At 57.2% G+C, this 11,174-nt stretch carries 14 protein-coding genes and 1 other RNA gene; 12 read left to right on the plus strand and 3 right to left on the minus strand.

Annotated features, from left to right (window positions below; all coding sequences use genetic code 11):
- Positions 1–65 precede the first annotated feature (65 nt).
- Together GM79_RS19390 and guaA are read right to left on the minus strand one after the other, a co-directional pair.
- Positions 66–758, minus strand: a complete 693-nt coding sequence (locus tag GM79_RS19390) for a type 1 glutamine amidotransferase (RefSeq protein ID WP_051719086.1) — start codon at positions 756–758, stop codon at positions 66–68.
- 167 nt (positions 759–925) lie between these two features.
- A complete protein-coding gene (gene guaA, locus GM79_RS19395) occupies positions 926–2,461 on the minus strand; it encodes a glutamine-hydrolyzing GMP synthase (protein WP_035567190.1) in 1,536 nt (511 codons plus the stop codon).
- 219 nt (positions 2,462–2,680) lie between these two features.
- Between guaA and ffs the strand changes: the two genes are divergently transcribed.
- From ffs to GM79_RS19415, 5 genes are all read left to right on the plus strand, one after another.
- Positions 2,681–2,778: signal recognition particle sRNA small type (gene ffs, locus GM79_RS23935), an RNA gene on the plus strand.
- A gap of 175 nt (positions 2,779–2,953) precedes the next feature.
- Positions 2,954–3,610, plus strand: coding sequence for a fructose-6-phosphate aldolase (gene fsa / locus GM79_RS19400; RefSeq protein WP_035567191.1), 657 nt, complete (start codon positions 2,954–2,956; stop codon positions 3,608–3,610).
- A gap of 113 nt (positions 3,611–3,723) precedes the next feature.
- Complete coding sequence (locus GM79_RS19405) at positions 3,724–3,927, plus strand: hypothetical protein (RefSeq protein ID WP_035567192.1); 204 nt, start codon at positions 3,724–3,726, stop codon at positions 3,925–3,927.
- A 77-nt stretch (positions 3,928–4,004) separates the two neighbouring features.
- Positions 4,005–4,685: a cell division ATP-binding protein FtsE gene (locus GM79_RS19410; protein WP_035567193.1), complete on the plus strand. Its 681-nt coding sequence runs from the start codon at positions 4,005–4,007 to the stop codon at positions 4,683–4,685.
- Positions 4,686–4,751: 66 nt separating this feature from the next.
- Entirely contained in the window at positions 4,752–5,642 is an 891-nt protein-coding gene (locus GM79_RS19415) for a glycosyltransferase (protein WP_072008673.1), read from the plus strand.
- Between the two features lie 132 nt (positions 5,643–5,774).
- On the opposite strand, the gene GM79_RS19420 is transcribed toward GM79_RS19415, so the two are convergent.
- Positions 5,775–6,659: a hypothetical protein gene (locus GM79_RS19420; protein WP_152560094.1), complete on the minus strand. Its 885-nt coding sequence runs from the start codon at positions 6,657–6,659 to the stop codon at positions 5,775–5,777.
- A 230-nt stretch (positions 6,660–6,889) separates the two neighbouring features.
- On the opposite strand from GM79_RS19420, the gene GM79_RS19425 reads away from it, so the two are divergent.
- The 7 genes from GM79_RS19425 to GM79_RS19445 form a co-directional block, all read left to right on the plus strand.
- Positions 6,890–8,044, plus strand: coding sequence for a DegT/DnrJ/EryC1/StrS family aminotransferase (locus GM79_RS19425; RefSeq protein WP_235184121.1), 1,155 nt, complete (start codon positions 6,890–6,892; stop codon positions 8,042–8,044).
- A 9-nt stretch (positions 8,045–8,053) separates the two neighbouring features.
- Entirely contained in the window at positions 8,054–9,079 is a 1,026-nt protein-coding gene (locus GM79_RS19430; RefSeq protein ID WP_035567195.1) for a Gfo/Idh/MocA family protein, read from the plus strand.
- On the plus strand, positions 9,079–9,447 hold the full coding sequence (locus GM79_RS19435; RefSeq protein ID WP_200875630.1) for a nucleotidyltransferase family protein: 369 nt from the start codon (positions 9,079–9,081) through the stop codon (positions 9,445–9,447). The genes GM79_RS19430 and GM79_RS19435 overlap by 1 nt, the downstream gene beginning before the upstream one ends.
- A complete protein-coding gene (locus GM79_RS19440; protein WP_035567196.1) occupies positions 9,416–9,778 on the plus strand; it encodes a DUF86 domain-containing protein in 363 nt (120 codons plus the stop codon). Before GM79_RS19435 ends, GM79_RS19440 begins: the two co-directional genes overlap by 32 nt.
- 325 nt (positions 9,779–10,103) lie before the next feature.
- Entirely contained in the window at positions 10,104–10,475 is a 372-nt protein-coding gene (locus GM79_RS26600) for an abortive infection system antitoxin AbiGi family protein (RefSeq protein WP_072008674.1), read from the plus strand.
- A 146-nt stretch (positions 10,476–10,621) separates the two neighbouring features.
- Entirely contained in the window at positions 10,622–10,825 is a 204-nt protein-coding gene (locus GM79_RS25125; RefSeq protein ID WP_152559931.1) for a hypothetical protein, read from the plus strand.
- Positions 10,773–11,174, plus strand: a 402-nt coding sequence (locus tag GM79_RS19445) for an IS1 family transposase (RefSeq protein WP_152559932.1), incomplete at its 3' end; no start/stop codon positions are given. The genes GM79_RS25125 and GM79_RS19445, both read left to right, overlap by 53 nt.

Below are 11,174 nucleotides of genomic sequence, written 5' to 3' on the forward strand. Positions count from 1 at the left end.
AACAAGTCCTTTAGCGGTGATGAGGTGCTTCGCTGCGCTCAGCATGAAAGGCGATTTTTAATCAGCTAATTTATTTCCCCCTCGTGCAACGCCACCATGTTCGCCAGCAGCGACTCCAGTAGCTTGCGCCCCTTCCAGACCGATTTCAGCCGGGGCCGAATCTGCTCAGCCGTTTGCACGAATTCCTGTTCTTCCGCCTGCTCGTGGCCTTCGAGCAGCATGAGCTGCTCCACCATTTCCACCGTCATTTCGGGGTGAAACTGCAGACCGATTACGCCATCGCCCCACACAAAGCCCTGCGTGGCCGTGGCCGCCGACATACCCACCCGCATGGCGCCCGGCGGCACCGTAAACGTATCGTGGTGCCAGTGCAGCAAGGCCGCCTTCTCGGGCCAACCACGCAGCAGCGGATGCTCCAGCGACTTCACCGAAAACCGCACCGTCCAGAACCCGATTTCCGGGGCGTGGTTGGGCCGCACCTCGCCACCCAGTGCCTCGGCTACCAATTGCGCGCCCAGACAAATGGCCAGCGTAATCTTGCCCGCCCGCAACGCTTCCCGGATGAAGGATTTTTCTGCCACCAGCCACGGAAAAGCGGCCTCGTCGTGCACGCTCATAGCCCCGCCCAAAATCAGCAGCCCGTCGAAATCCGCCAGCACCGGGAATACTGGGTTCGGTTCGAATAGCTTGGTGAATGTGAGCGTATGTCCGTGCGCCGCCAGCCAATCGGCCGCGTGGCCGGGGCCTTCGTCGGGCATATGTTGGAGGCAATGTAAGCGCATGTTGCAGAAAATTGAGAGATAAATAAAGAACGTCATGCTGAGCTTGCTGAAGCATCTCTACCCCGCAAGTAATCTATTTACCATTGCAGTAGAGATGCTTCAGCAAGCTCACCATGACGTTCTTTTAGTTATTGACCCAGGCTTTACTCCCACTCAATCGTAGCGGGCGGCTTACTCGAAATGTCATACACCACGCGGTTGATGCCGCGTACCTGGTTGATGATTTTGTTGCTCACCTCGGCCAGGAAATCGTAGGGCAGGTGCGCCCAGTCGGCGGTCATGCCGTCTACGCTGGTCACGGCGCGCAGAGCCACTACCCGCTCGTAGGTGCGCTCGTCGCCCATAACGCCCACGCTTTGTACGGGGAGCAGCATGGCGCCAGCCTGCCACACCTTTGAGTAAAGGCCGTGCTCTTTCAGGAGGTTGATGAACACGGCATCAGCACGTTGCAGCAGGTCTACTTTCTCGGGGGTGATGTCGCCGAGGATGCGGATGCCCAGGCCGGGACCGGGGAACGGGTGGCGGTTGAGGATGTCGGCGGGCAGCTCCAGCGTGGCGCCCACTTCGCGCACCTCGTCTTTGAAGAGCATGCGCAGGGGCTCCACAATCTTCAGGTTCATCTTCTCGGGCAATCCGCCCACATTGTGGTGGCTCTTGATGGTGACCGACGAGCCGTGCACCGACACCGACTCGATAACGTCGGGGTAAATGGTGCCTTGGGCCAGCCAGCGCGCGCCTTCTACCTTCTGCGCCTCGCGGTCAAATACCTCAATAAAGGTGCGGCCAATGGCCTTGCGCTTGGCTTCGGGGTCGGAAAGGCCGGACAGGGCGGCGTAGAACTCCGGGGCGGCGCGCACGCCGGTCACGTTCAGGCCCAGGCCTTCGTAGGCCTGGAGCACCGTCTCAAACTCGTCTTTGCGCAGCAGGCCATTATCCACGAAGATGCCGTGGAGGCGCGGGCCAATGGCGCGGTGCAGCAGCAGGGCCGCCACGCTGCTATCCACGCCGCCCGAAAGGCCCAGAATCACCTGGTCGTCGGGCCCGATGGTATTTTGCAAGGCTAGCACGGATGAGTCCACAAAGTGGTCGGGCGTCCAGCTTTGGGCACATTCGCAGATGTTTACGACGAAGTTGCTCAGCAGCTGCTTGCCTTCGGTGGAGTGCGTTACCTCGGGGTGAAACTGGATGCCGTAGGTATTCTGGCCGGCAATTTTGAAAGCGGCCACCGCTACTTCCGGTGTGCTGGCAATAATGTCGTAGCTGGCGGGCAGGGTCTGAATGGTGTCGCCGTGCGACATCCACACCTGCGATTCCAGGTGCATACCGGCCAGTAGCGGCGAAGCCAGCTCCAACGACGACAGGCGGGCCCGGCCGTACTCGCGGATGGTGGCCGGCGTAACCTCGCCGCCCCCCTGCTGGGCCAGCAGCTGCGCACCGTAGCACACGCCCAGCACCGGCACCTGGCCCAGCAGGTGGGTCAGGTCGGGGTTGGGTGCGTCCGCATCGCGCACCGAGCAGGGCGAGCCGGAAAGAATAACGCCCCGAATATCCTCAGTCAAAACGAGGTTCGGGGCGTGGGTGTAAGGGTGAATTTCGCAAAAAACATGCAGCTCGCGAATGCGGCGGGCTATCAATTGTGTGTATTGCGAGCCAAAATCCAGAATGATTAGTCGTTCCATGCCGCAAAGCTAATCACGGATTTAGCCGGATTTTTCTGATTTCACGGATTATTAGTTGTGTTTGCTGAGCCGGTTGAGTTAATGCGGCTTGGATGTGAAAAGCTGTATAGTCTTAATTGACAAGTCTTTTCCGCTCTGCTAACAGATTAATGTAGCCGTTGCGCAACAAATAATCCGCTGAATCCGCTGAATCCGACTAAATCCGTGATTACCTTTGTCATGGCAAGTCAGAACGACCAGCTCCCGCTGAACTCCCCCAGGACCGGAAGGTAGCAAGGGTAAGTGGTTGTAGCGGTGCGATTTTGGCTTGCTTTTTTTTGCCCTTTCGTGTCGGCCCCGGCGCTACTCTGTTCCGCATTTTGGCGGCCCGTTGAGTAGCTTTGGGGCTGATTCTTTTTTCGTTAGCTGTTAGCTGATAGCTGTTAGCCATTAGCTTTTTGGGTGCTCAGGTAAAGCGCTAGCAGCTAATAGCCATCAGCTAATAGCTAAAACATGAAATTCTTCATTGACACCGCCAACCTCAACGAAATCCGCGAAGCCGTAGAGCTGGGCGTACTTGATGGCGTGACCACCAACCCGTCGCTGATGGCCAAAGAAGGCATCAGTGGCATCGACAACGTGATGGCCCACTACCGCCAAATCTGCGAGTTGGTAGACGGCGACGTGTCGGCCGAGGTAATTGCCACCGACTACGAGGGCATGGTGCGCGAGGGCGAAGAGCTGGCCGAGCTACACCCCAACATCGTGGTGAAGGTGCCCATGATTAAGGACGGCATCAAGGCCATCAAATATTTCTCCGATAAAGGCATCAAAACCAACTGCACGCTGATTTTCACGGCTGGGCAAGCACTGCTGGCGGCCAAAGCCGGTGCTACCTACGTGTCGCCCTTCGTGGGCCGCCTCGACGATATCGGGCACGACGGCTTGCAGCTGGTGGAACAAATCGTGCAGATTTTCAGCAACTACGGCTACCCAACCGAGGTGCTGGCGGCTTCGGTACGCCACGTGCCACACCTCATTCAGTGCGCCGAGATTGGCGCCGACGTGGTGACCTGCCCCCTCAACGTGATTACGGGTCTGCTCAACCATCCCCTGACCGACAAAGGTCTGGCCACGTTCCTGGCCGACCACAAGCGCGTTAATTCTTAACGCTTAATTAAAAAATTGAGAATTAAAATTTAAAAGCCTTCCACTCATTCTTGTAGCGGCCACGACTCCATTTTTAATTCTTAAGTAATAATTTTTAATTAATAGCCACCTCCATGTACATCATCAAAGTAAAGGGCAAGGCTAAAATCCCCGACTACATTCAGCTGCGGGACGAAGCCTTTGTACTCATTGCCTACTTCCGGGCCGACCGGCCGCTGAAGGACTTGCACCGCTACGGTTTGCAGGGCAAGGAAGTGGAGCTGGCGGCGGTGATTGCGGATTTGGAGTTTGGTAAGCTGCGGCCGCTGAATCTGTAGGGCTTATTACTATCTAATTTCCTCGAAAGGTAATTGCTGGAGTAGTGCCCGCTGCTTCACTAAACATTGGAGTTGCTATGTCCGAAAACATTATTGAGCTGCGCGATGCCACTATTATGCAGGAGCAGCAAGCAGTATTGCAGGGGGTGACGTTTTCGCTCGAAAAAAGTGCTTTCGTGTACCTGGTGGGCCGCACCGGCGCGGGCAAATCGTCGCTGTTGAAAACGCTGTACGCCGACTTGCCTTTGCAAAGCGGCATGGGCACCGTGGCCGGCTTTCCATTATCGAAATTACCAGCCAGCAAGGTCCCGTATCTGCGCCGCCGTTTGGGCATTGTTTTTCAGGATTTTCAACTCCTCTCCGACCGGTCGGTAGCTGAAAACCTGATGTTCGTGCTCAACGCCACTGGCTGGAAGGGCAAGGCTAAAAAACAGCAGCGCATCAGCGACGTACTGACGCAAGTAGGCCTCAATGGGGCCGCCAACCGCATGCCGCACCGCCTTTCGGGCGGTGAGCAGCAGCGCGTGGTTATCGCCCGGGCCATGCTCAACGAACCCGTGCTGCTGCTCGCCGACGAGCCCACCGGCAACCTCGACCCGGACGTATCGGCCAGCATTATGCAGCTGTTCGGCGAAATAAATAACTCCGGTACCGCTATTTTAATGGCGACGCACAATTTTCAATTAATTGAAAAATATCCGCATCGGGTACTCACCTGTAAGGATGGAGAATTACTGGATTCGGCAAGGCCGCGCTAATACTTCCGCAAACCGGCGGTTATTAATTATGGAGTACGCGCTGTTGAATGTTGTTACGCAGCCAATATGACGTCGGGGCTTTCAATATTAATTCCGGTATTTAACTGGGACGTCAACGCATTGGTGGAAGCACTACTGGTGCAACAAGCCGACTGGCCGGGGCCGGTTGAAATTATACTTCTTGATGACGGCTCTCGGGAAAAATTCCGAATACTGAACCGGGCACTGGCTGGCCGGCTTGGGGTTCTATATCAGGAATTGCCACACAATATTGGCCGGGCGGCCATTCGTAACCGGCTGGCGGCGGCGGCGCGGCACGAGTGGCTGCTGCTGCTGGACAATGACAGCTTACTACCTGACAACCAGTTCATAATTCGCTACGCGGCGGCACGGCATCGCGCCCCGGTGCTGATTGGCGGAACCAGCTACGCTCCGGCCCCGCCTGCCGAGGCCGCGCTATACCTGCGTTGGCTGTATGGGCGGGAACGGGAGGCGCGAGCCGCGGCAGTGCGCCAACGTGCGCCGCACGCCCAACTAACCATCAACAACGCGCTGCTGCATGCCAACGTGCTGGCCCGGTTTCCGCTGGATGAGCAACTAGCGGGCTACGGACACGAAGACACGCGTTTTGGGCAGGCCCTGGCACAGGCACAAATCCCGATAATTCACCTCGATAACCCGGTTTTGCACGCCGGATTGGAGCCGGCGGCCGAGTTTCTGCACAAGAGTGAGCAGGCCGTTCATACCCTGGTGCAGCTATTTCGCACCGACCAATTGGGCGATGAATCGCGCCTGACACAGACCGTTCGGCGCCTGCAGCGCTTAGGGCTGGTGCCCGCTACTCGCCTGGCCCTCAATTTTCTCGCGCCGGTGCTGCAGCGAAATTTGCTTTCCCGGCGGCCCGGCCTGCGTCAGTTTGATTTGCTGAAGCTGCACTGGTTCTTGACCCGGCTTTAATTATTACGTAGCGGTACTACCTCGTAGCGGAAACGGGCCAATACTCGGTTTACGAAATGGTTTAACGCAGAAAAGCCGGCTCCCGGCACGAGGCCCGGAAACCGGCTTGTCAATGCTCCTAATTCCGAAGAATTAGTTGTTCTTGTCGTCTTTGCCGTCGAACACGTCCTTCACGGCGCCGCCAACTTTCTTGCCGGCCTGCTTCACGTCGGAAGCGGTGTTCTTACTGGCTTCCTTCACGTCGGAAGCGGTGTTGCTCACAGCCTGACCTACTTTATTGCGCTCGTCAGCCGTTTCGGCTTTCACTTCCTGAGCCTCGCCGCTGATGGCGTTGCCAGCCTGCGCTGCACGGCCCTGGGTTTTATCCCACGACTTAAACGCGGCATACTTCAGCTTTTCTTTTTGAATTTCAGCTAAGTCATTAACGGGAATATCACCTTTGACTTTGTCATAAGCTTCATCCAGCGCACGCCATTCGGCGTTGATGTTGCGCCAGTCGTCGAGGTCGTAACGCTCCTCGTTCTGCTTTATGTCGCGGGTAAACGCCTCGTAGGTAGCTCGGGCGTTGGCGGCCGTCAACTGGCCTGCAGGCTGCGTGGGCTTGTAGTACATGCCCACTTTCATAGGCATGTTGTCACCAGCGGCGTTTGCGCGGTTGGCCCAGTTGCTTTCGCGCTGGGAAACGGCAGTGGTGTACCGGGTGCGAAGCTTCTCAATTTCCTGGCGGCGGTTATCGTCGTACTCGGCCGTGTAGCCATCTACGGCTGCTATTTTGGTGTCGTAATCGGTCTTGAGCTGAGCGGTTTCACGTTCGTAATCGGCTTCCAGACCGTTGGCAACGGAGGCAGCACTAGCCTCGGTTTGCGAAACGAAGTCGTTAAAATCGTTATAGGCCTGGTCGCGTTCTACCACTACCTCTTTTTGGTCAGCTGTTGTGCAGCTGGTTTGGGTGAAAGCGCCACCGCCCAATAAGAGCATGACGGCCAAGGTGTGGAGGGTGAATTGTTTTCTAAGCATAACGCAGAGGTTTATCGGAAGTATTGAACAGAAAGTATCTAAAGGCGCACTTATTTAATTGTAAGGCGGCTTGCTGCGTCCTTTAACGCAGGGCGGCAAGCACGGGTTGTCTGGCGCCACGGGACGAAACGAGCCGGGCGTCCGTCCCAAGCGCTTCGATGGCCACCGCAATGGAGCCAGTACCGGCGGGCTTCTATCTTTGGGCGCTGCCTCGCTTAAGCCTTTTCAACGTGTCCATTCTGCCCGCGCCTTCCACTCCTATTTACCTGCTGGACCTGCGCGCCGAACACGCCCTGATTCAGGCAGAACTCGACGAGGCAGTGCAGCAAACCCTTGCCGACGCGGCGTTTATTCAGGGGCCGGCCGTGGGGCTGTTTGCGGCCGAGCTGGGTGCTCATTTGGGCGGGACCCACGTTATTCCCTGCGCCAACGGCACCGACGCCCTTACCCTAGCGCTGATGAGCCTGGATTTGCCCGCCGGAGCCGAGGTTATCGTGCCGGCCTTCACCTACGTGGCAACGCTGGAAGCGGCGGCGCTACTGGGCCTGCGGCCCGTGCTGGTCGATGTTTGCCCCGATACCTTCAACATTGACCCGGCTGCCGTAGAAGCCGCTCTCACACCGCACACCGGGGCCATCATCGCCGTGCATCTGTTTGGGCAATGCGCCGATTTAGAGGCTTTGCGCCGGATTTCTACGCGGCATGGGGTAGCGCTAATTGAGGACAACGCCCAAGCCATAGGTGCCACATTTCGGTTTTCGGATGGTGAGGTTGCCTTTGGCGGCACCGTGGGCGAAATTGGCACCACCTCGTTTTTCCCCTCCAAAAACCTGGGCGCCCTGGGCGACGGCGGCGCCCTGCTTGCCCATGACCCGGCCCGCGCCGCCCTGCTCCGCCAACTGGCCAACCACGGCCAAAGCCAGAAGTACCACCACCAGTTCATCGGCCTCAATTCCCGTCTCGACACCCTGCAGGCCGCTTTCTTGCGGGTGAAGCTACGGCACCTGCCCGCCGCCACGGCCGCCCGCCAGGCCGTAGCCGCCCGCTACGACGCCGCGCTGGCGGCCTTGCCCGGCATTGCCATTCCGGCCCGCGACCCGCGCAGCACACACGTTTTTCATCAGTACACCATCATGGTGAACGATACCGGCCGGCGCGACGACTTGCAGCATTTCCTGCACCGCTGCGGCGTGCCCACCATGATTTACTATCCGCTGCCGGTGCACGCGCAAGCCGCCTATGCCTACCTGGGCTACCAGCCGGGGCAGTTTCCGGTGGCCGAGCAGCTGTGCACGTCGGTTCTGTCGCTGCCGATTCATCCGCTGCTGACGCCGGAGCAGCAGGATTACATTGTCGGCTTTGTCGGCTCTTTCTTTGAGAATTAACCCTGTCTGGTGAGCGCACTTGTTTCTTCCGTTCGTTTTGTCATTTGTGGCGTGGGCCACATAGGTCGCCGCCACGCCACGCTGGTTTCCCGCCACGCCAGCGCCGAAGTAGTGGCCCTGATTGACGTACGCCCCGAACTGCAAGCTGATTTAGCGGCCGAGTTTCCTGCTGTGCCCTTCTTCGCTTCCCTCGCAGCCTACCTGCAAACCGGCCCTGCCGCCGACGTCCTCACCGTGGCCACGCCCAATGGGCTGCACGCCCCGCAGGCGGTGGCCGGCCTGCGTCACGGCCTGCACGTGGTCATCGAAAAGCCAATTGCCCTGAGCACCGCCGATGCCGAAACCATTGTGCGCACGGCCGAGCAAGCCGGCAGGCTGGCCTTCGGGGTGATGCAAAACCGCTACTCGCCGCCCGCCGCCTGGCTCAAGCAGGTGGTGAACGAAGGCCGGCTGGGGCAGGTATTTCTGGTGCAGCTGAACTGCTTCTGGAACCGCGACGCCCGCTACTACCGCCCCGGCGGCTGGAAAGGCACCCAAGCCCTGGACGGCGGCACGCTCTTCACGCAGTTCAGCCATTTCGTGGATTTGCTGTACTGGGTATTCGGCGACGTTACCAACCTCTCGGCCCGCTTCCGCGACTTCACCCACACCGGCCTGACGGAGTTTGAGGACAGCGGCCTGGTGACGTTTGACCTCGTGCGCGGCGGCAGCGGCACCCTCAGCTACAGCACCGCCGTGTGGGACCGCAACCTCGAAAGCAGCCTCACCGTGGTGGCCGAACACGGCAGCTTACGCATCGCCGGCCAGTACATGGACAAGGTGGAATACTGCCACCTCCAAAACTACCAAATGCCCAACCTGCCGCCCACCAACCCCGCCAACGATTACGGCCCCTTCCAGGGCTCGGCCGCGAACCACGTCCAGGTAATCGAAAACGTGGTGGATACGGTGCAGCAACGCGGCACGGCCACAACCAACGCGCTGGAAGGCCTGAAAGTGGTGGAGATAATTGAGCGGATTTACGCGCTGCGGTGATGGCCGGCATCATTCATTCCGCGTATCTTAGTGCGATGCTACACGCTACTCTTTTGCCTTTGGTACCGGCCTTGCGGGCAATCTGCCGCCGCCTTGGGGTGCAGCAGCTGTACCTGTTCGGGTCAGCCGTGACTAACCATTTCGATAGTGCCCGGAGCGACGTGGATGCGCTGGTTGTCCTGCCGCCTATGCCGCCACTGGCGCTAGGGGAAACGCTTTTGAGTCTCTGGTTCGAATTGGAAGCGCTGTTGCAGCGGCGGGTAGATTTGCTTACGTCTGATTCGTTGCAAAACCCTTTTCTCAAAATCGAAATCGAGCGCACTAAACAATTAATCTATGACGCTACAAGGACAGAAGTATCTGTTTGATATTCAGCGGGCCATTACATTAATCGAACAGTTTGTAGGCGACACGCCTACTTTCCCCGAATACCAGGCCGACCTGAAAACCCGTAGTGCCGTGGAGCGGCAGCTGGCAATTATCGGGGAGGCAGTAAACCATTTGCGCCACGTAGAGCCCGACGCGAAATTGCCCAACACCAAGCAAATGGTGGACTTCCGCAACCGTCTGATTCATTCCTACGACAATGTGAACGAAGCAATTGTCTGGGCAATTATTCATAACCACTTGCCGGCGCTGAAAACAGATGTAGTCCAGAAGCTGGCGGAAAGTGGCGAATCAGGTCTACAGCCCCTTTAGAGCCTGTTAAAATTTGTAAACACTTGACAATCAAATAATAAAATCGATTGGGGTTGTTTGTAAATTTTTGAATACCGTCTAGCGCAGTCGTGAAGAGCTTGGTGAAAAAACTCAAGCATTTGAATGGCATGCACTTGCATGACAAGTTTATGTTTTTCAGCTGGTTACAAATTTTAACAGGCTCTTAAGGGCTCGGCCGCCAACCACGTGCAGGTCATCGAAAACGTGGTGGATACAGTGCAGCAACGCGGCACGTCCACAATCAACGCGCTGTAGGGCTTCAAAGTGGTGGAGATTATTGAATGAATTTACCAACTAAAGTAAAATGGCAACTATCAAGGAAACGCTCAGCTCTAACACGCTTTTTCATTTTACAAAAAGCCGTGAAATATTAACCCTGATTCTAACGAATGAATTCTCACCTCGATACTGTCTGGAAGACTTTACGATGCTTGGAATAACTGAGGCTGATAAAACCGCTTTGGAGTTAGCTGTTCCAATGATATGTTTTTGTGATATCCCCCTGTCTAAAATTCGGTATCATCTATCATGCTATGGGAATTACGGAATTGGAATGAAAAAGTCATGGGGAATCAAGAAAAGGGTGACTCCAATAATCTATGCTAGCCCAAAATCAGAAACTATTTCTCTCATAAAAGAGATGTTAAAAATTAGGCGGTGGTCTAATCTAAGGTGAAATGATTAATTTTAGGGATGGTTTTTACGCAACATTTCTGCGCTGCTTGCGGCAGTGAACATATTCGCCGTAACGGCAGCGCTGGGGGCCATGCCAAATACCAGTGCAAAGGCTGCGGGCATCAAGCCCGTTTTACCCCCGCCGCCGTGGCCAAAGCGCTGCAGTATGCGCAGGTGGACGAGTTGCTGGGCGAGCGCAACTCGCAGCGCAGCATTGCCCGCGTGACGGGTATCTCGCGGGTGACGATTGCCAGCCGGATAAAAAAAAGCGCAAGCGGCTTCGCCGGCGCTCCCGCGCTTGCGCCCCAAAAAGGACCAGAAAAAGGAGTGGGAAGCGCTGGAGCTGGATGAAATGTGGACCTTCGTGGGCCGCAAGAAGCGCAAAGTCTGGCTGTGGTTGGCCGTCGAACGGGCCAGCCGGCGCATCGTGGCCTGGGTGCTGGGCCGACGGGACGCGGCCACGGCCCGGCGCTTGTGGTTGGCTCTGCCTCCGCGCTACCACCGCCATTGCTGGTATTTTACCGACCTGTGGGAGGCCTACGTGGAGGTGTTGCCCCGCTGGCACCATCGCCGCTGCCCCAAGGGCAGCGGCGGAACAAGTATTGTCGAAGCCATCAACTGTTCGCTACGCCAGCGCTGTGGGGTGCTCGTGCGAAAATCTTGTTCCTTCAGCAAGTCGCTGAGTATGCACACCGCCCGG

It is taken from the genome of Hymenobacter sp. IS2118, from assembly GCF_000715495.1.
Taxonomy (GTDB): Bacteria; Bacteroidota; Bacteroidia; order Cytophagales; family Hymenobacteraceae; genus Hymenobacter.

Bases quoted from the DNA above. Each gene is read 5' to 3' on its own strand.
- fsa (WP_035567191.1), top strand. From the start codon at position 2,954: ATGAAATTCTTCATTGACACCGCCAACCTCAACGAAATCCGCGAAGCC.
- GM79_RS26600 (WP_072008674.1), top strand. From the start codon at position 10,104: ATGGCAACTATCAAGGAAACGCTCAGCTCTAACACGCTTTTTCATTTT.
- guaA (WP_035567190.1), bottom strand. From the start codon at position 2,461: ATGGAACGACTAATCATTCTGGATTTTGGCTCGCAATACACACAATTG.
- GM79_RS19405 (WP_035567192.1), top strand. From the start codon at position 3,724: ATGTACATCATCAAAGTAAAGGGCAAGGCTAAAATCCCCGACTACATT.
- GM79_RS19390 (WP_051719086.1), bottom strand. From the start codon at position 758: ATGCCCGACGAAGGCCCCGGCCACGCGGCCGATTGGCTGGCGGCGCAC.
- GM79_RS19415 (WP_072008673.1), top strand. From the start codon at position 4,752: ATGACGTCGGGGCTTTCAATATTAATTCCGGTATTTAACTGGGACGTC.
- GM79_RS19420 (WP_152560094.1), bottom strand. From the start codon at position 6,659: ATGCTTAGAAAACAATTCACCCTCCACACCTTGGCCGTCATGCTCTTA.
- GM79_RS19440 (WP_035567196.1), top strand. From the start codon at position 9,416: ATGACGCTACAAGGACAGAAGTATCTGTTTGATATTCAGCGGGCCATT.
- GM79_RS19435 (WP_200875630.1), top strand. From the start codon at position 9,079: ATGGCCGGCATCATTCATTCCGCGTATCTTAGTGCGATGCTACACGCT.
- GM79_RS19410 (WP_035567193.1), top strand. From the start codon at position 4,005: ATGTCCGAAAACATTATTGAGCTGCGCGATGCCACTATTATGCAGGAG.